The organism is Alcanivorax nanhaiticus, assembly GCF_000756665.1.
Classification (GTDB): Bacteria; Pseudomonadota; Gammaproteobacteria; order Pseudomonadales; family Alcanivoracaceae; genus Alcanivorax; species Alcanivorax nanhaiticus.
On the sequence record NZ_ARXV01000002.1, the window covers coordinates 270,889 to 296,543 of the forward strand.

Here is a 25,655-nt window from a genome sequence, read left to right on the forward strand (position 1 = left end):
CTTTTTATGTGTATTACAGGCTGAAGCCTAATAATCCCGACCAATTCAGTCAAGTATTCAGGCCCAATAATGACAATGATTCTCAACTAAGACAAGAAAACCCGAAATCGTTCCCCGACAAGGCAAAGACTGGCTAAACATTGCCCAGCTGACCCAGGAAAGCTTGACACCTGCACCCACCTCACGGAAAATTCGCGGCCTCGAATGGCAAGGTAGCTCAGCTGGTTAGAGCACAGCACTCATAATGCTGGGGTCGGCGGTTCAAGTCCGCCCCTTGCTACCAAACGATGAAAAAAAGGGTTAGAGAGCGATCTCTAACCCTTTTTTGTGTGTCAAAGACGGGATCCGAAACTTCCAGCCTTTCCCAGGACTGCGCTATGTGCAGGGGCGCCAGTCATCGCGAGACATGCGATACAGGCGTACTGGCCGCCCATGAAACTCTTGCACCGTGTAGCCTTGGAACCCTGCTTTTTCGGTCACTCTGACGGACGCAGTATGTTGCGGCTCGATGATGACTATCACCGACTCACAATGTTTCTGCGCGAAAGCGTATTGCATCACGCCCTTGACTGCCTCCGTGGCCAATCCCTGACGCCAGAATCGGCGTGCCAGACGATAGCCCAAGTTAATTTCTTCAACGTCGCCGACTTGTTCAGGCCCCACCCCGCAGAAGCCAACCAGATCACCTGACGTTTTCTCGGATAATGCCCAGGGACCGACATCATGGGTTGCATAGCAATCGAGGCACCACTGTACAAATTGACGCGTGGCCTGCTCATCGCAAACACCACGCACTGAGAACTTCATCACCTCAGGATCGCTGAGGATAGCCGTGAGCGCGGGAACGTCCTGCAGTGACAGGGGGCGGACTATCAATCGTTCAGTTTCGAAGAGTTGCACAGGCTAAACCCAAATGTCGTTTTCCGCAGTCAGCGAACCGCCCGCTTCACCGGTATTCACAACACCTTTCGGCTCGACCAGTAGAACTTGCACAAGCCCCTTTGCAAATGGCTTGTGCTCAACCCCCTTTGGAATCACATACATCTCGCCCGGATTCAACGTGACTTTCCCATCCCGGAATTCGATGACCAGTTCACCCTCGATGACAATGAAGACTTCATCGGTATCAGGATGATCATGCCAGACAAACTCACCCTGCCCCTTTGCCAGTTTGAACTGATAGTCGTTCATTTCCGCTATGACACGGGGGGACCAAAGCTCTTCGAAAAGTGTGAGCTTGTTTTTCAGGTTGATAGCATCGTATTGCTTCATGCACATTCCAATATGAAAGCCTGGTTATTGCGCTTATCTGCATTTTTACCGCACAAACGAGTAGATAATCACGTTCAAAATAGCCTTACCTTATTAAGCGCCCCCTCCAACGCTAAAAGCGCTTTCCATCGACATGCTGACTATCAAGTGCCCGGGGATCCACCCCAGCCAGGCAGTTGGCATTGATTGCCACCATCGGAGTCCCATCAGGCATTTCGCCATAGGCAAAACTCTCGACCCCGCAGACTTTACAGAAAAGGTGACGAATCGCCTTGTCATGAAAGAGATATTCAGTAAGTTCACTTTCGCCAGCCTTTAACTGAAATTTTTCCCGTGACGTAAATGCCAGCACAAAGCCCATCCTTTGGCATCGAGAGCAGTTGCATGTGATTGTATTTGCCAGATCAACATCCACTTCATAGGCCACGGCGCCACACTGACATCCGCCTTCATAATGCGTCGATTCCATGACGTTCTCTCCTCTTGGCTGTTTTCGGTCTGCGCGTTGTTCAGTTTGTCTCTTTAGCGATGATCCAACAGCCACCACCTTTGAACAAGGCATGGTACCCGCTGGCGGCAAATTTTCTCCTAACACTCGGCCGTTAACGGTTTTGCCGTACTGGCCGTATTGATGTTGATGGTAACGCTCTGCGGTTGCCGTGACCGACTCTTCAAACCGTGGATATTGAGGGAGTTCCTGGCTGTTGATATGCAAGGCTACGTCCCTGGCCTGCTGGTCTGTCAGGTTAGGCCTGCTCTGGTGCATCGCGGCCTTGATGAAGCAGGCAGCCCTGTCCACCTGATGCATGCCTGCCCCACAGTTGCAGGAACGCGACCCCACAGCGGTGGAAAACCCACACGACTAAGAGACGGAACACGTACAATGCTCTCCACCTGCCAGGCCCATCACCCTCCCCTACACCGTTACTCCACCGTAAGCAGCACCTCCACTCAGAGTGCGAACTCACTGACGTTTTATAGAAGGGCACAACCAAGATCACCAAGCATGTCACTAAGCCAAGGTTTTTCGATAAAACGAAAATTGCCTACAATGCCCACATGCCACTACCAAATATCCAGAGTTTTGAATTTCAGGGAAGGGATATGCGCCACAATCAACCTGGCTGGGCACTCGCTGTCGCTACTGCCCTATTGCTTGGCTTCTCAAACGCCGCTTCAGCAGATGCCGCACTCAATAAACGAATCGCAAAATACAAACCGATCTGCTCCGACTACGAGCGCGCCAAACGATACGTGGAATGCCACAGGCCTCCCGGCAGCTATCAGGCAGCTTATGAGATGACGGGAGAGAGAAGGCAGCGAGCATTGGAGCAAGGAAGAAGAGCCATGCAGATAAGCTCAGATACAGACGAGCATATGAGAAGGTTCAAAAGTCGATAGGATTGGAGGCAAGGGGGTTTTATCTGCAGTCATTGAGACTGTACCTTTGCAGCACAGCTATCCATCGACAACCACAAAATCAGGGCAACATCTGCAACGGTAAACCCCAGCGCTTTTGCCAGGACTGCGCTATGCGCAGGTGCGCCAGTCATCGCGATGACATGCGATACAGGCGCACTGGCCGCCCATAAAACTCTTGCGCTGTGTAAGGACGGGGGCGCGCCTTACAAGTAGGAACCACCTTTAATCCAGTGATCAATCCGGGCGTATGACAAAGTAATAATTGTCACTCAGCTTGAGGCGCAGGCAGTCGGGGTCGTCTTGGCGATCTTCCCATTCCACGTCCTGAACCCCCAGATCGAACGCTGCGGTATTACGGGCAATGGATTTCAGGCGCTCGATATCGTTGGATTCGGTGATCAGGACAGGGGGGATAGGCGTGGCGGTGCCACGATGCTCTCGAAACAACTTCATTGTTTCTCTCCTTTGCGCACACCAACGCCATCATTTCAGCGTTTGAACAGCCACTGCATCATTGGCAGTGACGTTATCCTTATGCATTCTTCGGCGCTCAGAGACATTCCCGGCAAACCACAAAAACGGTCTGACCTGACTCCAGCACCCGTTATTCGCCCTCTTTAGTTACCGGATTCGTTCCAAACTGGCAATTATCTACTTTTCTCATATCCAATTACTGAATAAGGCTCACAGTAGGCCAAAGGTCTATTTCCTACACCGAAAAGAGTAGCTATTTCTTTTGTGATTCAATGAATTAGCGGGAGGGAGAAAAGCACTAGAGTGCCCAGCCAGACGCCCCCTGCTGGCCTGAAGGGTTCAGACAGCAGGTGACGAACGGCATTTTTTGGCTTACAGAATGACGAGATGGTTGGGCAGTTCGTTCTTTGCTGTGGTGGCGGGCACATGGGCTGCCAGCTTGTCGCCGCAGGCCGCCACACATTGCTGAAAGCCTTCCGCAACCTGCCCCGCTTTTACCTTCGCCACAAAGGCATCCACGATGGCCTGCCACTGGCTGTCGTCCACATGACGGGCGATCCCCTGATCGGCGAGGATTTCCACATAATGCTCGGCTTCACTGACGAAGATCAGCAGACCGGTATCACCGCGGGTGTGGTGCAGTCCCTGTTCCAGGAAGGCGCTGCGCGCCAGACTAGCCGCGCGCTGGCGCTGCAGGGAACGGGGTACCAGCCGGAACTGAATAGCCTTGAATCGGAACAGAACCGCCAGCATCAGCAGCACACCCCACTGCAACATCAGCGCCTCCAGCGATGTCAGCCAGTGCGGGATGAACAGTAGCGCAGCAGGCACCAGCAGAGACAGCAGCGCTGCCCACAGGGTAGTGATATAGCGATAGTCGTCCGCTTGCCCCGCCAGCACGGTGACCAGTTCCGCATCAGTGCGTTTTTCCTGTTCAGTAATGGCCGCGGCCAGATCCGCCTGGGCCTGTTTATCCAACAACATCAGCAACCTCTCCATTACCATCCACCGGAAGCGCCACCGCCACCAAAACCACCACCGCCGCCGCCGAAGCCGCCGCCACCAAAACCGCCACCGCCGAAGCCCCCTCCGCCCATGGGCAGAAACATGAAGCCTCCCCGACGTCCGCCACGACCTCCGCCGCCCCCGAGGGAAAGCAAAATCGTCGCGACGACCATCAAGACAAGCAAACCCATGACCTGTATTAGCGACGGCTTGTTTTGGCGCTGCCGTGTGCCTTCGTACTCGCCCTCAATCGCGGCCAGAATCGCGGTGACACCCGCCTGAATGCCACCGTAGAACTGGCCCTGCCGGAAAGCAGGAAGGATCTCCTGCTGAATGATCACACTGGACAACGCATCGGTGAGTGCACCTTCCAGGCCGTAACCCACTTCAATGCGCACCTTGCGATCATTGGGGGCAACGATCAGCAGTACACCGTTGTCGTTGTCCTTACTGCCGATGCCCCAATGCCGGCCAAGCTGATAGCCATAGTCAGCGATGTCGTAACCCTGCAAATCCGCCAGGGTCACCACCACGACCTGATTGGAAGTATTCTGCTCGGCAGAAGCCAGCGCACCGGTGAGGCTTTGCTTCTGTGCCGGGGTCAGCAGACCGGCTTGATCCACTACTCGCCCGGTCAGCTCAGGAAACTCAGGCGCAGCCCACAATGGCTGCGCCAGCAACAGTAATGTCAGTAGCAGAAAGCGCATCATTCGAAGCTAACAGCCGGCGCTTCTTCAGCACCTTCCGAGGTGGCTTCGTAGGTGTCACGCACTTCCATGTCGCTGTAAAGGAAGCTGTGCCACAGGCGGCCCGGAAAAGTCCGGATTTCGGTGTTGTAGGTCTGCACCGCCGCAATGTAATCGCGGCGAGCCACACTGATGCGGTTTTCGGTACCTTCCAGCTGGGACTGTAGCGCCAGGAAGTTCTGGTTGGCCTTCAGGTCCGGGTAGCGCTCTGCCACCACCATCAGGCGTTGCAGCGCGGAACCCAGCTGGCGCTGGGCCTGCTCGAACTGCTGCAGTTTCTCAGGATTATCCAGCATGTTGCCGTCTACCTGGATGGAACCTACCTTCGCCCGCGCCTGAGTCACGTCCACCAGCACGTCCTGTTCGTGGGCCGCATAGCCTTTCACAGTGTTGACCAGATTGGGAATCAGATCCGCACGACGTTGATACTGGTTTTCCACCTGGCTCCAGGCGGCTTTTACCTGCTCATCGTAGGTGGGAATGTTGTTGATGCCACAACCGCTCAACCAGCCCGCCAGCATCACCAGCACAAAACTACGCCACAGTGTCATTACCTTGTTCTCCGTCTATGTCTAAGAGTCTTCCAGCCAAATCGAAAGCGGCGCACGGCGTTTTTCCTCACGCAGCGCCGCCAGCAATTTGTCCTTGTTGGTTCGGCTCAATTTTTTTAGCCGTGCTTCCAGCTGGCTGGCAGTGGCACGATCACCACCCGGTACCAGCAGAATCGGCTCCACAGGCCGGCGCACTCGGGTATAGCGCGCGCCTTTCGGGCTGTGATTATGCTCATGAAAACGGCGAGCGGGCTCGGTGCAGATACCGGTATAGAGAGACCGGTCCGCACACCGCACCATATACACCCACCACTGTTGCATGCTTTTACATCTGCCGTCGAAATGACTGCTATGATGCCAGAGAGAATTTTCACAACAAGCTCAACAAGGATGAAAACATGGTTACCTACCTTTACTGGTTTCTGGTCGCAGCGCTGGTGATTGGCGCGTTGTTCGGTATCGGCGTGCGGATGGAAAAGTGGAAACCGGCGATCATCATCGCAGCCATCATCTGGCTGGTAGCTACCCTGGCCTACTACTTCTGGCTGCAACAAGTATTTGTGAAGCGCTTCGGTGGCACCATGAGCATCACCATTCCCGAAGGCCACTACCACCTCAATGCCACCTGGAAAGATGACAACCTGTGGATTGAGGACTATGACCCGGAAACCGGTGAATGCATCTTCCGCGAATACTCCCGTGGCAACATGCTGCAGGGCAAGGTGGTGTTGAAGAACTGCAACCCGTTGGGCGCACGCAATCTGCCCCAACCTGCCCCCAGCGCCGAGTAACACGCTGTTTGGCCTTCCCCTGTTCCGGTGATGACGCTACCCTTCCCCTCTCTTAGCGTACCGGAACAGGATTACCCCATGAGCTCCTCCGTCGAAACCCTGCTGTTTGCCCTCAATTTGATGCCTGAAGTGGTTGCCTTCGAGCAGGTGCAGGCGGTCATCGAAGAACACTACGATTACACCCCCACCCGCTTCACCAACGGCAGTGGCGATGACATGGTAGTGAATGAAGCAGGCACCAACGAAGGCTCCTGCAAGATCTTCGCCTTTGCCAAGCTGCACAAACTGACCGATGAGCAGACCCTGGCCTGCTTTGGCCATTTCTTCCGCGATCATGTGCTCAGCAACCCGGAAGGCGATGACCACGCCAATATCCGTACCTTCATGCGCCACAGCCTGGCGGATGTGCACTTTGATGGTGACGCCCTCAAGCCGAAAGCTGGCTGATCTTCGCGCGTTGTTGACCAGATCCCGGCAATAGTCGGGATTTGGGTCTGACTGGAGAGCCATCGTGATTCGCACCCTGAAAGCCGCTCTGATTGCCCTGCCGCTGGCCGTGTCGATTCCGGCACAGGCCAGCGATTGCCCGGCCCTGTTCGACACCCAGGTCCGCAAGCTGCACTCAAAAGCCTCTCTGGATTTGTGCGAGCTGACTCGCGACCGCACCACCCTGATCGTGAACACCGCCAGCCGCTGCGGCTATACCGGCCAATTCAAGGGACTGGAGGCGCTCTATCAGCAGTACAAGGATCAGGGGCTAGTGGTGATTGGCTTCCCATCCGATGACTTCCGCCAGGAACTGGATGACGAGGCAGACACCGCCAAGGTCTGCTACATCAACTACGGGGTAACTTTCCCCATGGCGGCCACCAGCAAGGTGAAAGGCAGCAGTGCCAATCCGGTTTTCCAGGCGCTCTCCAACGCCACAGAAGCACCGGGCTGGAACTTCAACAAATATCTGGTTTCCCCTGAGGGCAAGAACATCCGGCATTTCCCGGCCTCTGCCAAACCCCTGGGCGGCGAGCTGGAGAGCGCCATCAAGGCGACGTTACAAACTCCCACCCTCGGGCAGTAGAACCCCTGCCCGCAGGCTGCTATGGTCGATAGTTCCACTTTCAAAGCTGAGATGCGTCCCGTGAAGGTTCTCAACAGCAAGGAACAGCAGCGTCATCGCCTGGAGCGCGATATGGAGCGCTTTCTGGAGAAAGGTGGATCCATTCAGGAAATTCCCTCCGGCGTGAGTGGCACCGATCCGGTGAGCGGAAAAGGCCATCAGACCGTCCTTTTCAATGGCCCGCGTACAGCCCAGCGAACCGACCTGAGCCAGGTTGCCGCCACCATTGATGCTCGCCGCCACAAACCCAAACGGCAACGGCTTACCCCCCGTCCGCGACGCAAACTGCTCTATGATGATTTCGGCGAACCCCTTCGCTGGGTCTGGCAGGACAACGGATAATCAACCTCATAACGACACATCAGGAGAACCGGCAATGAAACGGCTTGGGCTGTTGATCATGCTTTTGATAATGGGCAATGCCGCCAAGGCGGACATCATCGAAACACCAGTAACCCTCCCCGACAATCTGGGCACGGGAGTGATGTACCTTAATGAGAAACAAAAAGAGCCCTCGGCCGGGGTAATAGTGGTGCATGAATGGTGGGGCCTGAATGACTATGCCCGGGACCGGGCGCGACTGCTGGCCAAACAGGGTTACGTGGCCCTGGCCATCGACATGTACGGCACCGGCAAGGTAGCAACTCACCCCAAAGATGCCACGGCGTTTATGGAGACTGCGCTGGCTGAGCCGGAAAAAATGAATGCCCGCTTTCAGGCCGCACGCAAAATGCTGCTCAAGCAACAACAGGTAGACCCGAAACGCCTGTTTGCCATCGGCTACTGTTTTGGCGGGGCCGTCGTCCTCAACCAGGCCCGCATGGGAACTGAGCTTGCTGGTGTCGCCAGTTTCCACGGCTCATTGGGTACCGATACCCCAGCAAAAGCTGGCGAGGTAAAGGCCAAGGTGCTGGTAGCGACTGGCCAGGCCGATCCCATGGTGCCCGCCAAGCAGGTCTCCGGGTTCGTGTCAGAAATGACAGCAGCGGGCGTCGACCTGCGTTTTTTGAGTTTCCCCGGTGCCAAACACAGCTTCACCAACCCGGGTGCGGATGCGGTCGGTGAGCGTTTTGAAATGCCTCTGGCTTATGACGCCCACGCGGATCTGACCAGCTGGGAAGCCCTGATGGATTTTATTGGCGACTAGAACTACCCGAGCGCCCCGAATTGGGGCGCTCTTCACATTGCCGCCCCAATTCAGTACACCGGCATACCCGCTTTCTCCTGCAATTCTCTCCGCAGCCCATCGCACGGGGCATATTCAAATTGGCACTCCACTTGCAATGATCCCAATAGAGGAATCGAATGGCCTTGGTGCCATCACGCACTCAACACAATTTGCACCAATAGACCGCTAGGGTTCCGGTCGCCTGCGCCCGCATCACGCGCAGCCGATGGCTGGTCCGAGAGCAGTCGACCTTCTTGGCGCCGATAGATCTGAAACAACATCTACGGCTGGAGGTTACACGGCGGGACAAAAGCCCGGGAGGACACGATGACAGCATTGTCATTGGATTCCTCATCGTCCGTAGCCAAGGAGGTCCCAAATGACCCGTTCCGTTCGCAAGACCGCTGCCGTTGCAGCACTCGCTCTGTTCACTGCCCTTACCCCGGTCACCGCTCTGGCCAAAGACTCATTCAGTATCTGCTGGTCCATCTACGTGGGCTGGATGCCGTGGGACTATGGTGCCCAGCAGAAAATCGTCGACAAGTGGGCCGACAAGTACGACATCGAAATTGATGTAGTACAGATCAACGACTATGTGGAATCCATCAACCAGTACACCGCCGGAGCCTATGACGGCTGTGCCATGACCAACATGGATGCACTGACTATCCCTGCTGCGGGCGGCGTGGATTCCACTGCCCTGATCGTAGGTGACTTCTCCAACGGCAACGACGGTGTCGTACTCAAAGGCACCGACAAATTGGCAGACACCAAGGGCCAGAACGTGAACCTGGTGGAGCTGTCCGTTTCTCACTACCTGTTGGCACGCGCCCTGGACACTGTCGGCCTGAGCGAGAAAGACCTGACTGTGGTCAACACCTCGGATGCCGACATGGTGGCAGCCTATACCACCAAGGACGTGACCGCCGTAGCCACCTGGAACCCGTTGCTCAGTGAAATCACTGCCATGCCGGACAGCCACAAAGTATTCGATTCTTCAAAAATCCCCGGTGAAATCATCGACCTGATGGTAGTCAACACCGAAACGCTGAAAGCCAACCCGGCCTTCGGCAAGGCACTGACCGGGGCCTGGTATGAAATCATGGCGACCATGTCTGCCGATGATGCCAAAGGCAAAGAAGCCCGCACCTTTATGGCGAAAGCCTCTGGCACCGACCTGGCCGGCTATGAAGCGCAGCTGGATTCCACCCGCATGTTTTATCAGGCCAGCGAAGCCGTGGAGTTCGTCAACAGTGCCGAACTGAAAGACACCATGCAGAAGGTCGCGGAGTTCTCCTTCGACCATGGTCTGCTGGGTGAAGGCGCCCCCGATGCGGGCTTTGTGGGTATCGAAACGCCTGCTGGTGTGTTCGGCAGCGACAGCAACATTCAACTGCGTTTTATCCCGGACTACATGGCCATGGCTGCCGAAGGAAAGTTGTAAAAAGTACAACGTCAGACGTCTGAAGTCGGACGTCTGACGCTTCCAACATGACCGGGAAATGCCATGAAAAAACTGATCAACCGTCGACCGGGCAAACCTGCCAGCTGGGCCTTGGGGCTGCTGCCCTTCCTGCTGCTGATCGTCGCCTACATGTTGGCATCCGATGCACGGCTGACTGAAAACCCCAACGACAAGTTGCTGCCTGCCCTGGACAGCTTTGTTCAGGCAATCGACCGCATGGCGTTCGAGCCGAGCAAGCGGAGTGGCGAATACCTGCTGTGGGAAGACACCCTGGCCAGCCTGCAACGGCTGGGCATTGGCGTCGCCATCAGCGCGCTGATAGCCGTGGTCGTTGGCATCGGTAACGGAACCATCCCGCTGATTCGTTCTACCTTTTCTCCACTGGTCACCGGGCTGTCACTGGTGCCTCCCATGGCCATTTTGCCGGTGCTGTTCATCATCTTCGGACTCGGCGAACTGGCCAAGGTGATGCTGATCATCATTGGCATAACCCCCTTCATGATTCGCGATCTGCAACAACGCGCCATGGAAATTCCCGCCGAGCAGATCATCAAGATGCAAACCCTGGGAGCCAACACCTGGCAGATCATCACTCGGCTGGTCTGGCCGCAGTTAATGCCGCGTCTGATCAGTGCGGTGCGTCTTTCACTGGGGCCTGCCTGGCTGTTCCTGATCGCCGCCGAAGCGATCGCTGCCACCGAAGGACTGGGTTACCGCATCTTTCTGGTACGCCGCTACCTGTCCATGGATGTGATTCTTCCCTATGTGGTGTGGATCACCCTGCTGGCCTTTGCCATCGACTTTCTCCTTAGTCGCTATTCGCAATGGCGCTATCCCTGGTTCCACCAGAAAAGTCATTAAGGGAGAACCATGACCATGGCGATTATCGAAATGAAAAACCTGTGGAAGGAGTACGGAGACCAGGTGGTGCTGGAACGACTCAACGCCACCGTCAACGAAGGCGAGTTTATCACCATTGTCGGCGCTTCCGGCTGTGGCAAGACCACCTTCCTGAAACTCCTTCTCGGCACAGAGCAAGCAACCCGTGGCGAACTGCTGCTGGATGGACACCCCCTACCTGCCGAGCCGGACGAGAGCCGCGGCATCGTGTTTCAACGCTACTCCGTACTCAGCCACCTGACCGCACTGGAAAACGTGATGCTGGGCGGTGAGTTACACGGCAACCGCTGGCTGGGGATTACCTTCGGCAAGCAACGCAAGCAACTGCGCAAAGCCGCGCTGGAAATGCTGGATTCTGTGGGCCTGGGCCAGGCCGCCGACAAGTATCCCCATGAACTGTCCGGCGGTATGCAGCAGCGTCTTGCGTTGGCTCAGGCGCTAATCAAGCGCCCACGCATCCTGTTACTGGATGAGCCTTTTGGCGCGCTGGATCCCGGTATTCGCGCCGACATGCACAAGCTGGTTCTAAGCCTGTGGAAAGAACAGAACCTCACCGTATTCATGATCACCCACGACATTACCGAAGGGTTTTATCTGGGCACCCGGTTATGGGTGTTCGATAAACCGCGATTGGATGCTCAGGCCCCCGGAGCCTATGGCGCCAAGGTCACCTACGACCTGCCCGTCGGGGATTGTGAGAACGGCACTCTCAAACGTATTAATCAGACCGTCGGCCGCACTAGCCGCGTTCTTAACGACACCCTGTAACACGAAAACAGGACAACGAAGGACTTCACCATGAGCGAAAGCCTTTACACCACCACCCTGCCCGGCAGTGCCCACTGGTCACTTCGGGTACGCCGCGGCATGCAATTACGCTTCACCGATCTGCAAGGTGGCGCCAACCTCTCCGTGCTGATGTACAACCCGGAAATGCTGCTGGAACGCTACAACGCCCCGGATACTCTCAAGGGTCAGCACACCTTCAAGCTGACAAAGGGCAACTGTCTCTATTCCGATATGGGCCATGTGTTCGCCTCCATCGTGGAAGACGATTTTGGCTGGCATGACACGGTGTGCGGCACCCTCAGTGAAAAGACCCTGAAAGAAAAGTACGCCGTGCGCTCCTACCAGGATTGCCACAATGAATGGACCTTGAGTGGCGAGCACAGCTTCCTTACTGAACTGGCCAAGTACGGCCTCACCGAACGGGACATGGCCGCCAACCTGAACCTGTTCTCCAAGGTAGCGGCCGATGATAACGGCAACCTGGTGTTTGATCCGTCCGTAGCCCGCGCCGGAGCCAGCGTTACCCTTCGCTTCGAAATGGACACCCTGGTGATTCTGCATAGCTGCCCGCATCCGCTGAACCCGGCATCGGAATATCCCATGAAGCCGGTGCAGATCGAGATGCTGCAAGCCGAGCCCGTGGCGGACGATGATTTCTGCAAGAACTTCCGCCCGGAAAACGGCCGCGCGTTCGAAAACAATCGTCTCTACCACCTCGGGCTGTAAGAAGCTGCAAGCTACAAGGACAGAAACATGATCAAAGAAAGCCAACGTCAACCGGAGCAAGCCTGCTTCCGCGAAGTGGTGGCCGCCGGTGATTACTTCATCCGCACCATCAAGAAAGGCCAGACGGTTCGCCTGCTGGATCTGGAAGGCAACCAGGCTGCCGACACCCTTTTCTACAGCGCGGAAGATCCCGCCGAGCGCTACAGCGCCATGGACACCATTCGTGAACAGGGCAATGTCTATCTCACCGCCGGCACCACCCTGATGAGCAACCGCATGAATCCGTTGCTGGAGATCGTGGCCGACACCTGCGGCCGTCACGACACCCTCGGCGGTGCCTGTGCCACCGAAAGCAATACGGTGCGCTACGATCTGGAAAAACGCTGCATGCACGCCTGTCGGGACAGCTGGATGCTGGCCGTCAACGAACATCCGGAATTTCATCTCGGCAAGCAGGACATCACCCACAACATCAACTTCTTCATGAATGTGCCGGTGACCGCCGAGGGCGGGCTGACGTTCGAAGACGGTATTTCCGCGCCAGGCAAATACGTGGAACTGACCGCGTGCATGGACACGGTGATCCTGATTTCCAACTGCCCACAGTTGAACAACCCGTGTAACGGCTACAACCCGACCCCCATTGAAGTGCTGGTCTGGAACGATTGATCACCGGTCTTATACCCCGGGGACGGCCTCGGCGGCCAAGGTTTTACTGACGGGACGACCCGTCACCTGTCGAAGAGAGACAGCCATGTTCAAAAAGGTTCTGATTGCCAACCGCGGCGCCATTGCCACCCGTGTCACCCGTACCCTTCAATCGCTGGGCGTAAAAGCCATGGCGGTGTTTGCCGAAGCGGACCGGGATTCACTACACGTGAGCCACGCTGACGAGGCCTTCTGCCTGGGTGACGGAAGCGCTCGTGACACCTATCTGAATCAGGAGAAACTGTTTGCTCTGATGGAAACCCATGGTGTGCAAGCGGTACACCCCGGTTACGGTTTTCTCAGTGAAAACCCGGACTTTGTGAAAGGCTGCGAAGCCCGCGGCATTGCCTTTATTGGCCCCACCCCCGAACAAATGGATACCTTCGGCCTCAAACATACCGCCCGCGCCCTGGCAGAAAAAACCGGCGTACCCTTATTGCCTGGCACCGACTTGCTCACCGATAAAGACGCGGCACTGAAAGCCGCTGACAAGATCGGCTACCCAGTGATGCTCAAGAGCACCGCTGGTGGTGGCGGCATTGGCATGCAGATTTGTGAAAATGCCGAAAGCCTGGACAAGGCATGGGATTCTGTTCGCCGACTGAGCGCCAACAATTTTTCCAACGATGGCGTTTTTATTGAAAAATACATTGCCCGAGCCCGTCATATTGAAGTGCAGGTGTTTGGCGATGGCAAAGGCAAGGCCGTCACCCTGGGCGAGCGCGACTGCTCCGCTCAGCGTCGTCACCAGAAAGTCCTCGAGGAAACGCCGGCACCCAACCTGCCCGATGCCGTACGCAGTGAACTACAGGAAACAGCCCGAGCCTTGATGGAAGCGGTGCAGTACCGCAATGCTGGCACCGTGGAATTTATTCTCGACCAGGACACCAACGCCTTTTACTTCCTCGAGGTGAATACCCGCTTGCAGGTAGAGCATGGCGTTACCGAACAGATTTACGGTGTCGATCTGGTCGAATGGATGGTGAAGCTGGCCGCGGGCGACCTGCCCGCACTGGATACACTGGGACCGTTCACTGCCAACGGCCATTCCATTCAGGCCCGCTTGTATGCGGAAGATCCCAACAAGGATTTTCAACCCAGCGCAGGACTGCTCACCGCCGTGTCTTTCCCGGAAGCGGATGGCCAGTTACGCCGCATTGATCACTGGGTGGAAGCCGGACTCACCGTGTCGCCATTATTCGACCCGATGCTGGCCAAGGTGATCATCCACACAGCAGATCGAGACAGCGCCCTCGCCGAGCTGAGTCAGACGCTGGATCACATCACCCTGGAAGGCATCGAAACCAACCGTGAATACGTGCGCGCCATTCTCGCTGATCCCGTGTTTGCGGAAGGCAACATGACCACCCGCTACCTTAACGATTTCAGCTATCAACCGTTTACTCTGGATGTAGTGGCCGGCGGCACCATGACCACTGTGCAAGACTATCCCGGCCGCAGTGGCTATTGGCCCGTGGGTGTCCCACCGTCAGGTCCGTTCGATAATCTCAGTTTCCGTCTGGGTAACCGTTTGCTTGGCAATGATGACAATGCCGCCGGACTGGAATTCACCCTCAATGGCCCAACCCTGAAATTCAATCAGGCGACCCGTATCGCCCTGACCGGTGCTGACATGCAGGCCTCGCTGGATGGTGCCCCTGTGCATTGCTATGAAGCCATCACCGTACGACCGGGCCAAACACTCAAGCTGGGCAAGGTATGTGGAGAAGGTGCACGCGCCTACCTTGCCATTGCTGGTGGCATTCAATGCACGCCCTATCTGGGCTCCCGCAGCACCTTCACGCTGGGCCAGTTTGGTGGCCACGGTGGCCGCGCCCTGCGCACCGGTGATGTTCTGCACTTTAGCAAAGATAGCGGCACTGCCAGCTCCAGCGCACCGGCCATCCCGCAAAGCCTGAAGCCATCGCTGGGCAAGCAGTGGACCCTGCGGGTGATCTACGGCCCCCATGGCGCACCGGATTTTTTCACCGATGACGACATGGCCATGTTCTTCTCCACCGACTGGCAAGTGCACTACAACTCCAGCCGTACCGGTATTCGTTTGGTGGGCCCCAAGCCGAGCTGGGCACGCAGTGACGGCGGTGAAGCCGGGATGCATCCGTCCAACATTCACGATAATGCCTACGCGGTCGGCACCGTGGATTTTACCGGCGATATGCCGGTGATCCTCGGCCCCGATGGTCCGTCTCTGGGCGGCTTCGTCTGCCCCGCCACCGTGGTACTGGCTGACCGCTGGAAACTGGGCCAGCTGAAAGCCGGTGACACCCTGCGCTTTGAAGCCATCAGCCTTGCGGATGCCGACGCTCTGGCTGCCGAGCAGGATGCCTGTGTCAGTGCATTGACAGAGCCGTGCACAACCGCCGAAACAGCGCCCATTACCACCCCGATTCTCAATACCTTGTCCGAAGACGAAGTCGGTGTAGAAGTGGTTTACCGTGCTGCAGGGGATCGTTACCTGCTGGTGGAGTACGGGCCGCTGGTGCTCGATCTGCGCCTGCGTTTCCGCGCCGATGCCCTGATGCTGTGGCTGGAAGAGCAGAAGCTGGATGGCGTCATCGAGCTGACCCCGGGGATTCGCTCCCTGCAGGTCCATTTCGATCCGCAGGTGTTGCCTCGCGATGCCTTGCTGGAAACCCTGGCCGGCGCTGAACGAGCGCTGCAGGAAAAGAAGGATCTGGAGGTGCCCTCCCGTATCGTGCACATCCCGCTGAGCTGGGATGACGAGGCCTGTCATCAGGCCATTGAGAAATATATGCAGTCGGTACGCAAGGACGCCCCCTGGTGCCCGTCCAATCTGGAGTTCATTCGCCGTATCAACGGTCTGGACAGCATCGATGATGTGAAAGACATATTGTTCAGCGCCAGCTATGTGGTCATGGGGCTGGGTGATGTGTATCTGGGCGCCCCGGTGGCCACACCCTACGATCCGCGCCATCGTCTGGTCACCACCAAATACAATCCGGCACGCACCTGGACCGCAGAAAACTCCGTGGGCATCGGCGGCGCCTACTTGTGTGTATACGGCATGGAAGGCCCCGGCGGCTACCAGTTCGTCGGCCGCACCCTGCAGATGTGGAACCGTTATCGCAAGACCGAAGCCTTTGATCAGCCCTGGCTGCTGCGCTTCTTCGATCAGATCCGTTTCTATGAGGTAAGCCACGAAGAACTCAACCAGATCCGCCGGGATTTCCCCAAGGGCGAATATCCCATCAAGATCGAGGAAACCACTTTCAACCTGAGCGAGTATCAGCGTTTTCTGGATGACAACCAGCAAGACATTTCGCAATTTACCGAGGCCCGCAATCAGGCCTTTGATGAAGAGCTACAACGCTGGGTGGAAAGCGGTCAGATCAACTTCCAGTCCGAGCAGGATCTGGATGCGGACAACGGCACGGAAGACGTGGACGGCACCCCGGTGGAGTCACCGGTAGCAGGAAATATCTGGAAGCTGAACGTTACCGAAGGCGACACCGTCAACGAAGGTGACGTGGTGGCCGTGCTCGAATCCATGAAAATGGAAATCGAAATCTACGCCCCGGAGTCCGGCAAGGTGATTGCCATTACCCGCCAGGAAGGCCAGCAAATCAATGCCGGCCAGGCGATTATGGTGCTGGAGTAACCTCGGGAATTTAACGGGTCGTTAACGGAAATCAGTGTACAGTTGCGAATAGCGAGAAAGTAACGGTGCCTGCTGGTCAACCCAACTCTGCAGTGGCTCAGGCATGGTATCCGGCCACTGCAGCCCGTACTCCGGCGGCATGATCAAGGGGCCCAACAAGCTGGCAGCCGCAAGATCCGCACGCGTAAATTGCTCCCCTACCAGAAACGGGCGCTCTGCATATTCACGGGCGAGAACCTCGATGGACTCCTCGAGCAACTTGCGGCTTTCCGTCACTTCCGGCTCCCGAATTTTCATGCCTTTGCGCATCAAGAGCTGCAATTTGGGAAAAACTCCTTTGAGAAACAGTTTTCCCCAAAAAGGGCCGCCCTGGGCAAAAAACGGAATCACCAGGTCCGGATACTCCAGCAAGGTGTGGTAGCAGTAGCGCCGCACGTGAGGGCCAACCTGTTCATCGCAGAATGCTTCCCAGCGCAGGGCTTCCTCCCGCTGTGACTCCGCCACAGGCGTGAGGGGGCGCTCAGGAAAATGCTGATCCAGATAGGTAATGATCGCCGCCGAGCCCTGCACAATATCCTCACCACACCGGATCAACGGCACACTACTACCCGGTGCCATTTGCTGGATTTTTCTCAAGTGCAGACCCGGCAGGTGATTTTTCACCTGATAGGGCAGCCCTTTGTAATCCAGCGCCCAGCGCACTTTTTCACAGTAATGGGAAATCGGGAACTGGTGGAGAATGATGGTCATGACTGCCTCGCCGGGGTGAATAGCTAACCATTAGAGCATGACCTGCATCGACAGGCACGAATTGAACACCGTCTAATGAGCGGCCACCTTCTGCTTTCCGCACCGTTCGCAGCGGTATACCGTCACCAGTTTTCCCTGTTTCACATCAAACTGCTTTTCCTTGCACACCTTCCATTTATGGAACCCATGCTGGCACATACCTTTACGCGGCGCTTTTTTAACGGGTTTCTTGAAGGGGAGAATATCGGCCATGGTTTCTTATGATGATTGCTGATGACTGCCAAAAAGAGGCTTCAGCATAACGCAAACCGCCCTCTGCTGTTCATAGTGTCAGCAGCAATCCACCCGCGAAGAGCAGCTCCCCCGCCATAAACAAGAGCGGAAAGACATCGATCCGCCGCTCAATAACCCAGGAAAGGCAGCGCCCCGCCACCATTCCCAGCAATGCCACTGCAACGGTCAGGACGACGCCTTTATGTAGCTCCGGTTCCGAAGCCGTGGCTAACAGCAACCCACCTATCACCACGCCAAAGCCACCATAGACAGCGCGCACTTCGTTTCTTCCCGCCGCAGAAAGCTCGGCTATATCAACCAGCGCAGTAATTCGCTGGGGGGAAAACAGCCCCACAAGCCCCATGATCAAAAATCCGATTGCCGCTATCTCAACCATCGTTTGACTCCTCATCGTGCCGGGGCAAGGCCCCGGCCAAAGTTGATTAGACCAATGTCATTTTTTGCAAACCCCGGTACTGCCAATACGCACAACAAGCAACAAGTAAAGCCATATCCAACAGGAGCACATACCCCCAGAACCCCAGCCACGGTGCCGCAACCACCATCACCACAGGGGTGGCGATGATCCAGGCGGCATCTGCCAGGGTGATCAACCTGGCCAGGCGCGGCGAAATCGGACGGCGTGTCGCGACAAAGGCCACATCCGCAGCAAACAGCAACAAGGCTCCACCAAGGGCCATCAAGATGAGAGGATTGAATTCCCCCATCAGTCGCATGACAGCGGAAGGGGCCAGCAATAACACCGCACCCAATACCGTTGAGCAGATCGCATTGAACAACAGAGCATTTTTCAGAGATATCCAGGGCATGTTGCACCTCCAGGTTCAGGGAAAGTGATAGATTCAGAATCATGAATCAGGGGAAGCAGAACAATTACCTCTGAGGTAATGGTGGAGAAACACCCGGCAGGACATGCTGGATTAACCAATAACAGGAAATGCCAGATGCATACCGGCCAGATACTTGCGGAACTGCGCCAATCACGACGGATCAGCCAGCTCGATCTGGCACTGCTTGCTGAGGTGTCCAGCCGACATCTGAGTTTTATTGAAACCGGCCGCAGCCAGCCCAGCCCCACCATGCTGAAACGGCTGGCATCCGAGCTGGCCCTGAGTTGCCGCGACACCAACCGGCTGCTGCTCTCCGCGGGCTATGCCCCGGCCTTTTCCGAAACGGATCTTGATAGCGAAACCATGGCCCCGGTGCGGGCCGCCCTTGAGGTCATGCTGAGCAACCACAACCCGTTCCCGGCGGTCGTCCTGGATGCTCACTGGAATGTGCTGATGGCCAACGAATCACAGTTGCAACTGGTCAGCATGATGATCCAGGAGCGAGGCCCACTCCCCCCGACTCACAATGTGATTGAGCTGGTATTTCACCCGCAAGGCTACCGCCCGTTTCTGGTCAACTGGGAGGATGTGGCCGCTTTCCTGTTGCGACGAATACAGCGCGACCACCAAGCGAGGCCCGACCCCGCCCTGGCCCGGCTACTGGAAACACTGGGAGAACTTGCCGATCTGGATTCGCTTCGCCAGCGTTACCCGGAAACCTCGGCTCTGGAGCCCATGCTGACACTGGAACTGGAAGTCGCCGGGCAGCGCCTGCGCAGCTTCTCCACCATCGCCAGCTTTGGCACTGCGCTGGACGTCGTCATGGAAGAATTACGCATTGAACATTATTTCCCTGCTGATGAAACCACTCGTCGATGGTTTCGAAACCAGATTCAATAGCGGGAAAGCATCGAAGGAACGGCGCCAAACCCGTATAATTCGGCTCCCAGAAAATAACCGGCTGTAACCATGACTGACTTTACCCCCGGCCAGCGCTGGCTAAGTGAATCCGAAACCGAACTGGGTCTCGGCATCATCAAGGAGCTGGACTACCGGCTTGTCACCGTGGAATACCCGGCAGTAGAAGAAGAGCGCACCTACGCCATCAACAACGCGCCGCTGTCCCGCGTCACCTTTGATACCGGCGACACCATTCGCACCGAAGGGGAGCTGGAGCTGACAGTTGCCGAGGTGAACGAGCTTAACGGTCTCAAGGTGTACATGGCCCACCCGGCTGGCGAGCCGGACAACATTCAACCAGTACCGGAAACCTTGCTGGGACACACCCTGCGACTCAACTCCGCAATGGACCGACTTCTGTCCAATCAGCTCTCCTCCAATCGCTGGTTTGAGCTGCGCGTCGATGCCCTGAATGCACACTGTGTGCAGCAGCAATCCCGCATCAAAGGCCTGCGCGGGCCGCGTATCGACCATATTGGGCATCAGCTCTACATCGCCGATCAGGTGGCCAACCGTTACGCTCCACGGGTATTGCTGGCCGATGAGGTCGGTCTCGGCAAGACCATCGAAGCCGGGCTGATTCTGCACCAGCAGCTGCTCACTGGTCGTGCCAGCCGGGTGCTGGTGGTGGTCCCCCCTGCCCTCGTCCATCAGTGGTTTGTGGAGATGGTGCGTCGCTTCAACTTGCACTTCTCCATTTTCGACCGTGAACGCCTCGACGCCCTGCAGCCGGAAACCAGTATCAAAGACATGCTGGCGCAGATTATCGCGGAAGAAAGCATTGCCGAAGAGAAAGGCGAAGCTCCCAGCAACCAGGACAACCCCTTCCTGACCGAACAACTGATTCTCTGCAGCACGGATTTCCTGGCCGAATGTGATATCGACGAGCTAGCGGCGGCAGACTGGGATCTGCTGGTAGTGGATGAAGCACATCATCTGGAATGGAGTGAAGACGCTCCCAGCGAGGGTTACCTTCGAGTTGAGGCCGTGGCTCGCCAGGCTCGCGGCCTGCTGCTGCTCACCGCCACCCCCGAGCAGCTGGGACTGGAAAGCCACTTCGCCCGCCTGCGACTGTTGGACCCGGATCGTTACCCCAGCCTGGCCGCTTTCCGGGAAGAGCAGAGCCACTACCAGGAAATCGCCCAACTGGCCGGTGATCTGCATGACCAGCCAAGCTGGGACGCGGATCTGATCAGCCGCGCCCAGGCATTGCTGCCGGACATGAATATTGACGACGATAACCGGGAAGCCGTGCTCGCAGAATTGCTGGATCGCTCCGGCCCCGGCCGGGTGATGTTCCGCAACACCCGCCACAACATTGCCGGCTTCCCACTGCGCACTGTCCATGGCTACCCACTGCCACTGCCGGATGAGTACCGCTACGACAGCGATGAGTCTCTTGAGGGCCAACTGCACCCTGAGAGCCTCTATCACGATGATCGCTGGTGCGCTCTGGATCCGCGCGTTAGCTGGCTGGAACAATTCTTTAAGCAGCACCGTCACGACAAAGTGCTGGTGATCTGCGCCAGCCGCCATACTGCCAGCGACTTGCACGCCCACTGTAATTACAAGCTGGGCATGAATATCGCCATGTTCCATGAAGATATGGACCTGATCGAGCGCGACCGCGCCGCCGCCTTCTTCGCCGACGAAGTGGATGGTGCCCAAGCATTGATCTGCTCGGAAATCGGCTCCGAGGGCCGCAACTTCCAGTTCGCCCATCATCTGGTATTGCTGGATCTGCCGCTTAACCCGGATCTGCTGGAACAACGCATCGGCCGTCTGGACCGCATCGGTCAGCGTGAAGACATCCAGATTCATGTGCCCTACTTTGAAGGCCACGCCCAGGAAGTGCTGTACCGTTGGTACCACGAGGGGATGAATGCCTTTGAGCACACCAACCCGGCCGGCCACGATATCTACCTGCGCAGCCGCGATGCCCTGGAGCCGCTGTTGAGTAGCGATCCGGAATACACCGCTATCGATGCGCTGGTCGAAGAGACCCGTGTGATTACCGACGAACTGCATACGCTGATGGAAACCGGCCGCGACCGGCTGCTGGAACTCAGCTCCTGCGACAGCGACAAGGCTGATGCGCTGAAAGCCGCCTTGCAGGAAGCAGACGATTCATCGCCGCTACCCTTCATGCAACGTGTGTTTGATCGCTATGGTGTGGATCAGGAAGAACATTCCGACACCGCTGTGATCCTCAAGCCCGGCCCACACATGCGTGACGCCTTCCCGGGCCTGCCGGACGAAGGCATCACCATGACCGATGATCGCGCCACCGCCCTGAGTCGGGACGACATGCAGTTCATGACCTGGGAACATCCCATGGTCACCGGCAGCATGGAAATGCTGCTGGGCGAAGACCGCGGCAAGGCGGCCGTCAGCCTGCTCAAGAACCCACGCATTAAAGCCGGCACCCTGCTGATCGAAGCCATCTACACGGTGGAATCCATGGCCCCGCGCCACCTGCAGGCAGACCGCTTCCTGCCCTGCACCGTGATCCGCCACCTGCTTGATGGCAACGGCAAGAACATCAGCCAGGCCATCAGCCATGACGGCCTGAGCCAGCAATGCCACAAAATGGACAAGCCGCTGAGTCGCAAGATCGTCTCCAGTCAGAAACCTCTGCTGGAGAAGTTGCTCAAGGGCAATGAAGCTGCCGCCGCCAAGGAAGCCGAGGCCATCATTGCCTCCTCTCTGGAAGCCATGCGCAAGGAGCAGTCCCATGAGCTGGCGCGTCTGAAAGCCTTGCAAGCCAAGAATCCGGCGGTGCGCGAAGAAGAAGTGACCGCCCTGGAAAACCAGACCGCACAGCTGGAAAAGCTGCTCTCCAATGCCCAATGTCAACTCAATGCGGTGCGGGTCATCGTTGCTGGAGGAGAATGATCATGACCTTGCTGGAATGCATCGAAATCGAGCTAAAACAACCCGCCACCGCCAGTGTGATCTGGCTGCATGGTCTGGGGGCCAGCGGTCATGACTTCGAGCCTATCGTTCCTGAGTTGCAGCTGCCGGCAGACCTGCCCGTGCGTTTTCTGTTTCCTCATGCACCGGAAATTCCGGTCACCGTGAATGGCGGCATGATCATGCCTGCCTGGTACGACATCCTTGCCATGGATATCGACCGCAAGGTGGACGAAAACGGCGTACAGGCCTCCGCCGATGCAGTAGACGCGCTGATCGCACGGGAGATGGATCGCGGTATTCCTTCCGAACGAATCATTGTTGCCGGCTTCTCACAGGGTGGCGCTGTCGCCTACCAGTGCGCCCTGCGACACCCCAAGCCCCTAGCCGGTCTGCTCACCCTGTCCACCTACATGGCCATGCCGGTTACCCTGAACGACGCGAATGCTCAGCTCCCGGTCATGGTATGCCACGGCAGTATGGACCCTGTGGTCCCCGAACAACTGGGCCAGCGGGCAGCCGCCAGCCTGAAGCAGATGGGCCTGTCACCCGAATATCGCACCTACCCCATGGAACACATGGTGTGCCTGGAACAGATTCGCGATATCGGGGCATGGCTTCGCGAACGCTTGGCGTAAAAGTTCTGCCCGGATGCCGGGCGGGCCTTTTTGCGTCGCGGAACCGCTCGCTAGCATCCGTCACAGGAATGTAGCGCAGCGGAGTAACGCCCGCACCACCTGCAGGCGATCCGAGCCCAAGCGAGGTAAGGATTCCAGAAGCGAGTTTCGAGTACCGAGTCTCGAAAATCAAAAGACAACAATCAGGCACGAGGTTCAGGGGTTTTGCCTTTCGAAACTCGCTTCTCGTACCTCGAAACTGGTTGCCCCCGTTTTACCCTTTTTCACATTCCCTACGCCTTGTTTGCACATTTTGCTTCCATCCTGAATCCCTATTCTTTGTGACTGCAGCCACATCCAGACACATTTTGTTCCCGTTCCAGCGGCACCATTGCCAGAATAGAAAGTCAGACCTGACAGACAGAACGGTCGGAGAATAAGGAGAACCCCATGAAGACGACTTCCGTGCTTACCCTTACCGCCCTGCTTGGGCTCAGCGCCACTCCCGGCCTCAGCCAGGCTCGGCCGCCTTGGGAAAATGCCCAGCGCGAGGACAATACCCGGATACAACTGGTGGAGAGCCGCCGCGACCGCGATTATTCCGATTATCGTTATAGTCAGCGCGAACGCGAAGCCCTGCGCCAACATCTAAGCCGCCGCGACTATGAATCCCTGCCACCGGGTTTACAGAAGAAAGTGGCGCGAGGCGGCAAACTGCCTCCGGGCTGGCAAAAGAAGTTGCAAAAAGGCCAACGCCTGCCTGATGACCTGTATTACAACGGCCAGCGCCTGCCTGTGTACGACGACATTCGTCATATTGATGGTGTCAGCGACGTGATCATCGACAACGAGGTGGTCCGGGTAATTGACGCCACCCAGACCATCATCGATGTATTCGGCATTCGCTGAGAAACGTCAAAAAAGCGAACGCACTTAATGCGTTGCTGAGGACAGTAGGAGAAGGCGTGCTATCTCCTCCGGGTTCGGCCGCGATTCGCGTATATTTTCGCGGCTCAAGTGCCGCTCCTACAAAGAGATGAAGCCCTGCAGTCCCACGTAGGAGCGGCGCTTGAGCCGCGAAAACACGCAAGTGGCAGCCTCGCCAAGGCTCGGGTTCGCCTCTCGAGCGAGGTTCCTACAGATCTGCCCTTTCTATTCAGAAAGTAATGACCTCGGGAGAGGCTCTTTGGTATTTGGGCATGGAATCCCCCGCGCGTGAGCCGATATAGGTTGGATCAGTCACCAGGTAGGACCGCCCGGCAAATGTCAGGCGGCTGCCTGAACCTGGCAGGGCAACGGCAGCAGCAACATGCCCAGGATATAGCAAACCCACCGTATCCATCCGGAACAGTACCCTCACCGCCTTGGTGAAGAAAATCGCCCGATCTTCGCAGTCCGCAGCGGGATTGAACAACAGCTCTTCCGGCAGTTGATAATGCTCACGGCCAAACTGCTCCTGGTCGGTTTCGTATACCAGGCCAAACTGAATCAGCTGCATCAGCGCATTCAACTTGTCCAGGTCGCTCTCATAGCGATCATCAAGGCTGGCCCAGGAAGACTGCAAAGAGGCCAATACAGAATCACTGAACGGCGCGGCAAAGTAATATTTCAGATCCATGATTGGATAATTGCCATAGTAGCGGGCCAGCTCCCGATCAAACTCGAAAGTCAGCTGGTTATCGCCGTGACGAAGTTCGCGCTGACCATAATCAGGGTTCGTCACCGGATGCTGATGGAACGCCAGATCAAACGAATCAGCATCACTTTGCTCGCCATGAATATGCAGCGAAACACCACCCTCAATCGCATCCGCCAGATCATAATATTTCTGCCCATCAAGCGTGTAGTAACTCCGTCCATAGAGCATTTGCTGGACGTGGGTCAGCAATACCACCTGCTGATCTGCATAGCCGAGACGTACATCTCGTCCCATTTCTACCAACAGGAACCACTGCATCAGGGTGGCGTCATCCGCACGCGCGGCGTGGCCTTCTGTAACCATGCGGATCAGCTGCCAAAGCCCCCAATCACCCAGGGACAATGCCTTCCTGTTATTTTCCAGCCAGCTCAGCGTGGCCTGATAATCACTGGTTGCCAATGCGGTGTACGCATCGACCAACGCGGCTTCTGAACGGTAATTGCCCGGCAGGGAGACGGACCACGAGGGCGGCGTCAGACGATGACCGATGAACAACACGGTATCACCCGCTGGGGGCACAACCGGGGCGGGAGGCTTCGGCTCAGGAGGTTTTGGCGCGGGCTGCGGCTCGGGTTCGTCTTCCTTCACCAACACAGGAGGATCCACCGGCTTTGGCACAGGATCACGCACTTCACCCTGCTGCCCGGTAAATGCCGCCCAGTCATCCTCAAGCATTTTCCTGAACTGCTTCTGCTGGCTACTCAAGTGAGCCTGAAAGTTTTGTTCATGGGCCGCTTTCCATTGGGAAAAATCATCGGCATGAACAAGCGGAATCAGAGTAAGGCTCAGACACAGAAATGTTTTTCGCAGCATGACGCAAT

General features: G+C 56.8%; 27 protein-coding genes, 1 tRNA gene and 1 riboswitch. Of the genes, 16 read left to right on the forward strand and 12 right to left on the reverse strand.

Annotated elements, in window-relative coordinates:
* The first annotated feature begins 206 nt into the window (after positions 1-206).
* Positions 207-283, forward strand: a tRNA-Met gene (locus tag Y5S_RS03375).
* 92 nt (positions 284-375) lie between these two features.
* Here Y5S_RS03375 and Y5S_RS03380 read toward each other — a convergent pair.
* From Y5S_RS03380 to Y5S_RS03420, 8 genes are all read right to left on the reverse strand, one after another.
* Positions 376-900, reverse strand: coding sequence for a GNAT family N-acetyltransferase (locus Y5S_RS03380; protein ID WP_035230399.1), 525 nt, complete (start codon positions 898-900; stop codon positions 376-378).
* A 3-nt stretch (positions 901-903) separates the two neighbouring features.
* Positions 904-1,272 (reverse strand): cupin domain-containing protein, encoded by a 369-nt coding sequence (locus Y5S_RS03385; RefSeq protein ID WP_035230401.1) that lies wholly within the window; start codon positions 1,270-1,272, stop codon positions 904-906.
* Between the two features lie 112 nt (positions 1,273-1,384).
* Positions 1,385-2,080: a GFA family protein gene (locus Y5S_RS19815; RefSeq protein ID WP_197055089.1), complete on the reverse strand. Its 696-nt coding sequence runs from the start codon at positions 2,078-2,080 to the stop codon at positions 1,385-1,387.
* An 848-nt stretch (positions 2,081-2,928) separates the two neighbouring features.
* Positions 2,929-3,147 (reverse strand): hypothetical protein, encoded by a 219-nt coding sequence (locus Y5S_RS03400; protein WP_035230405.1) that lies wholly within the window; start codon positions 3,145-3,147, stop codon positions 2,929-2,931.
* 393 nt (positions 3,148-3,540) lie between these two features.
* Positions 3,541-4,152, reverse strand: coding sequence for a TPM domain-containing protein (locus Y5S_RS03405; RefSeq protein ID WP_035230407.1), 612 nt, complete (start codon positions 4,150-4,152; stop codon positions 3,541-3,543).
* Positions 4,153-4,166: 14 nt separating this feature from the next.
* Entirely contained in the window at positions 4,167-4,883 is a 717-nt protein-coding gene (locus Y5S_RS03410) for a TPM domain-containing protein (RefSeq protein WP_331280427.1), read from the reverse strand.
* Positions 4,880-5,470 (reverse strand): LemA family protein, encoded by a 591-nt coding sequence (locus Y5S_RS03415; RefSeq protein WP_035230409.1) that lies wholly within the window; start codon positions 5,468-5,470, stop codon positions 4,880-4,882. The genes Y5S_RS03410 and Y5S_RS03415 overlap by 4 nt, the downstream gene beginning before the upstream one ends.
* Positions 5,471-5,491: 21 nt before the next feature.
* Positions 5,492-5,791 (reverse strand): GIY-YIG nuclease family protein, encoded by a 300-nt coding sequence (locus Y5S_RS03420; protein ID WP_035230411.1) that lies wholly within the window; start codon positions 5,789-5,791, stop codon positions 5,492-5,494.
* A 77-nt stretch (positions 5,792-5,868) separates the two neighbouring features.
* On the opposite strand from Y5S_RS03420, the gene Y5S_RS03425 reads away from it, so the two are divergent.
* The 11 genes from Y5S_RS03425 (at position 5,869) to uca (ending at position 16,771) form a co-directional block, all read left to right on the forward strand.
* Positions 5,869-6,261, forward strand: coding sequence for a hypothetical protein (locus tag Y5S_RS03425; RefSeq protein WP_035230413.1), 393 nt, complete (start codon positions 5,869-5,871; stop codon positions 6,259-6,261).
* Between the two features lie 78 nt (positions 6,262-6,339).
* A complete protein-coding gene (locus tag Y5S_RS03430) occupies positions 6,340-6,708 on the forward strand; it encodes a HopJ type III effector protein (protein ID WP_035230414.1) in 369 nt (122 codons plus the stop codon).
* Positions 6,709-6,772: 64 nt separating this feature from the next.
* Positions 6,773-7,336, forward strand: coding sequence for a glutathione peroxidase (locus Y5S_RS03435; protein WP_081939645.1), 564 nt, complete (start codon positions 6,773-6,775; stop codon positions 7,334-7,336).
* Between the two features lie 60 nt (positions 7,337-7,396).
* A complete protein-coding gene (locus tag Y5S_RS03440; protein WP_035230634.1) occupies positions 7,397-7,717 on the forward strand; it encodes a hypothetical protein in 321 nt (106 codons plus the stop codon).
* 34 nt (positions 7,718-7,751) lie between these two features.
* Complete coding sequence (locus Y5S_RS03445; protein WP_035230416.1) at positions 7,752-8,522, forward strand: dienelactone hydrolase family protein; 771 nt, start codon at positions 7,752-7,754, stop codon at positions 8,520-8,522.
* A 196-nt stretch (positions 8,523-8,718) separates the two neighbouring features.
* Positions 8,719-8,866: riboswitch (guanidine-I (ykkC/yxkD leader) on the forward strand.
* A 56-nt stretch (positions 8,867-8,922) separates the two neighbouring features.
* The gene (locus Y5S_RS03450; RefSeq protein ID WP_035230418.1) at positions 8,923-9,987 is read left to right on the forward strand and encodes a putative urea ABC transporter substrate-binding protein; all 1,065 of its coding nucleotides are present in this window, start codon (positions 8,923-8,925) and stop codon (positions 9,985-9,987) included.
* A 63-nt stretch (positions 9,988-10,050) separates the two neighbouring features.
* Positions 10,051-10,869 carry an ABC transporter permease gene (locus Y5S_RS03455; RefSeq protein ID WP_035230420.1) on the forward strand — a complete coding sequence of 273 codons (819 nt, stop codon included), beginning with the start codon at positions 10,051-10,053 and terminating at the stop codon, positions 10,867-10,869.
* Between the two features lie 15 nt (positions 10,870-10,884).
* Complete coding sequence (locus Y5S_RS03460; RefSeq protein WP_035230635.1) at positions 10,885-11,676, forward strand: ABC transporter ATP-binding protein; 792 nt, start codon at positions 10,885-10,887, stop codon at positions 11,674-11,676.
* A gap of 30 nt (positions 11,677-11,706) precedes the next feature.
* Entirely contained in the window at positions 11,707-12,423 is a 717-nt protein-coding gene (locus tag Y5S_RS03465) for an urea amidolyase associated protein UAAP1 (RefSeq protein WP_035230422.1), read from the forward strand.
* A 27-nt stretch (positions 12,424-12,450) separates the two neighbouring features.
* On the forward strand, positions 12,451-13,092 hold the full coding sequence (locus tag Y5S_RS03470; RefSeq protein ID WP_035230424.1) for an urea amidolyase associated protein UAAP2: 642 nt from the start codon (positions 12,451-12,453) through the stop codon (positions 13,090-13,092).
* Positions 13,093-13,177: 85 nt separating this feature from the next.
* A complete protein-coding gene (gene uca / locus Y5S_RS03475; protein WP_035230425.1) occupies positions 13,178-16,771 on the forward strand; it encodes an urea carboxylase in 3,594 nt (1,197 codons plus the stop codon).
* Between the two features lie 21 nt (positions 16,772-16,792).
* Here uca and Y5S_RS03480 read toward each other — a convergent pair whose 3' ends face one another.
* The 3 genes from Y5S_RS03480 to Y5S_RS03495 form a co-directional block, all read right to left on the reverse strand.
* Positions 16,793-17,521, reverse strand: a complete 729-nt coding sequence (locus tag Y5S_RS03480; RefSeq protein ID WP_035230426.1) for a glutathione S-transferase family protein — start codon at positions 17,519-17,521, stop codon at positions 16,793-16,795.
* Between the two features lie 322 nt (positions 17,522-17,843).
* Positions 17,844-18,191 (reverse strand): DUF4345 family protein, encoded by a 348-nt coding sequence (locus Y5S_RS03490; RefSeq protein ID WP_052041369.1) that lies wholly within the window; start codon positions 18,189-18,191, stop codon positions 17,844-17,846.
* 46 nt (positions 18,192-18,237) lie between these two features.
* A complete protein-coding gene (locus Y5S_RS03495; protein WP_035230429.1) occupies positions 18,238-18,624 on the reverse strand; it encodes a hypothetical protein in 387 nt (128 codons plus the stop codon).
* A gap of 135 nt (positions 18,625-18,759) precedes the next feature.
* On the opposite strand from Y5S_RS03495, the gene Y5S_RS03500 reads away from it, so the two are divergent.
* From Y5S_RS03500 to Y5S_RS19820, 4 genes are all read left to right on the forward strand, one after another.
* Entirely contained in the window at positions 18,760-19,545 is a 786-nt protein-coding gene (locus tag Y5S_RS03500) for a helix-turn-helix domain-containing protein (RefSeq protein ID WP_035230430.1), read from the forward strand.
* 69 nt (positions 19,546-19,614) lie between these two features.
* Positions 19,615-22,500, forward strand: coding sequence for an RNA polymerase-associated protein RapA (gene rapA, locus Y5S_RS03505; RefSeq protein ID WP_035230431.1), 2,886 nt, complete (start codon positions 19,615-19,617; stop codon positions 22,498-22,500).
* A gap of 2 nt (positions 22,501-22,502) precedes the next feature.
* Complete coding sequence (locus Y5S_RS03510; RefSeq protein WP_035230637.1) at positions 22,503-23,156, forward strand: alpha/beta hydrolase; 654 nt, start codon at positions 22,503-22,505, stop codon at positions 23,154-23,156.
* Between the two features lie 429 nt (positions 23,157-23,585).
* A complete protein-coding gene (locus tag Y5S_RS19820) occupies positions 23,586-24,044 on the forward strand; it encodes a hypothetical protein (RefSeq protein ID WP_231552615.1) in 459 nt (152 codons plus the stop codon).
* A gap of 247 nt (positions 24,045-24,291) precedes the next feature.
* Here Y5S_RS19820 and Y5S_RS03520 read toward each other — a convergent pair whose 3' ends face one another.
* Entirely contained in the window at positions 24,292-25,647 is a 1,356-nt protein-coding gene (locus Y5S_RS03520) for a hypothetical protein (RefSeq protein WP_035230432.1), read from the reverse strand.
* Between the last annotated feature and the right edge of the window lie 8 nt (positions 25,648-25,655).

Coding starts and splice junctions, on each gene's coding strand:
- Y5S_RS03425 (WP_035230413.1), top strand. CDS start 5,869: ATGGTTACCTACCTTTACTGGTTTCTGGTCGCAGCGCTGGTGATTGGC.
- Y5S_RS03445 (WP_035230416.1), top strand. CDS start 7,752: ATGAAACGGCTTGGGCTGTTGATCATGCTTTTGATAATGGGCAATGCC.
- Y5S_RS03465 (WP_035230422.1), top strand. CDS start 11,707: ATGAGCGAAAGCCTTTACACCACCACCCTGCCCGGCAGTGCCCACTGG.
- Y5S_RS03495 (WP_035230429.1), bottom strand. CDS start 18,624: ATGCCCTGGATATCTCTGAAAAATGCTCTGTTGTTCAATGCGATCTGC.
- Y5S_RS03430 (WP_035230414.1), top strand. CDS start 6,340: ATGAGCTCCTCCGTCGAAACCCTGCTGTTTGCCCTCAATTTGATGCCT.
- Y5S_RS19820 (WP_231552615.1), top strand. CDS start 23,586: ATGAAGACGACTTCCGTGCTTACCCTTACCGCCCTGCTTGGGCTCAGC.
- Y5S_RS03405 (WP_035230407.1), bottom strand. CDS start 4,152: ATGTTGTTGGATAAACAGGCCCAGGCGGATCTGGCCGCGGCCATTACT.
- Y5S_RS03455 (WP_035230420.1), top strand. CDS start 10,051: ATGAAAAAACTGATCAACCGTCGACCGGGCAAACCTGCCAGCTGGGCC.
- rapA (WP_035230431.1), top strand. CDS start 19,615: ATGACTGACTTTACCCCCGGCCAGCGCTGGCTAAGTGAATCCGAAACC.
- Y5S_RS03520 (WP_035230432.1), bottom strand. CDS start 25,647: ATGCTGCGAAAAACATTTCTGTGTCTGAGCCTTACTCTGATTCCGCTT.
- Y5S_RS03500 (WP_035230430.1), top strand. CDS start 18,760: ATGCATACCGGCCAGATACTTGCGGAACTGCGCCAATCACGACGGATC.
- Y5S_RS03420 (WP_035230411.1), bottom strand. CDS start 5,791: ATGCAACAGTGGTGGGTGTATATGGTGCGGTGTGCGGACCGGTCTCTC.
- Y5S_RS03410 (WP_331280427.1), bottom strand. CDS start 4,883: ATGATGCGCTTTCTGCTACTGACATTACTGTTGCTGGCGCAGCCATTG.
- Y5S_RS03480 (WP_035230426.1), bottom strand. CDS start 17,521: ATGACCATCATTCTCCACCAGTTCCCGATTTCCCATTACTGTGAAAAA.
- Y5S_RS03400 (WP_035230405.1), bottom strand. CDS start 3,147: ATGAAGTTGTTTCGAGAGCATCGTGGCACCGCCACGCCTATCCCCCCT.
- Y5S_RS03470 (WP_035230424.1), top strand. CDS start 12,451: ATGATCAAAGAAAGCCAACGTCAACCGGAGCAAGCCTGCTTCCGCGAA.
- Y5S_RS03490 (WP_052041369.1), bottom strand. CDS start 18,191: ATGGTTGAGATAGCGGCAATCGGATTTTTGATCATGGGGCTTGTGGGG.
- Y5S_RS03385 (WP_035230401.1), bottom strand. CDS start 1,272: ATGAAGCAATACGATGCTATCAACCTGAAAAACAAGCTCACACTTTTC.
- Y5S_RS03510 (WP_035230637.1), top strand. CDS start 22,503: ATGACCTTGCTGGAATGCATCGAAATCGAGCTAAAACAACCCGCCACC.
- Y5S_RS19815 (WP_197055089.1), bottom strand. CDS start 2,080: ATGCATCAGGTGGACAGGGCTGCCTGCTTCATCAAGGCCGCGATGCAC.
- Y5S_RS03450 (WP_035230418.1), top strand. CDS start 8,923: ATGACCCGTTCCGTTCGCAAGACCGCTGCCGTTGCAGCACTCGCTCTG.
- Y5S_RS03415 (WP_035230409.1), bottom strand. CDS start 5,470: ATGACACTGTGGCGTAGTTTTGTGCTGGTGATGCTGGCGGGCTGGTTG.
- Y5S_RS03460 (WP_035230635.1), top strand. CDS start 10,885: ATGGCGATTATCGAAATGAAAAACCTGTGGAAGGAGTACGGAGACCAG.
- uca (WP_035230425.1), top strand. CDS start 13,178: ATGTTCAAAAAGGTTCTGATTGCCAACCGCGGCGCCATTGCCACCCGT.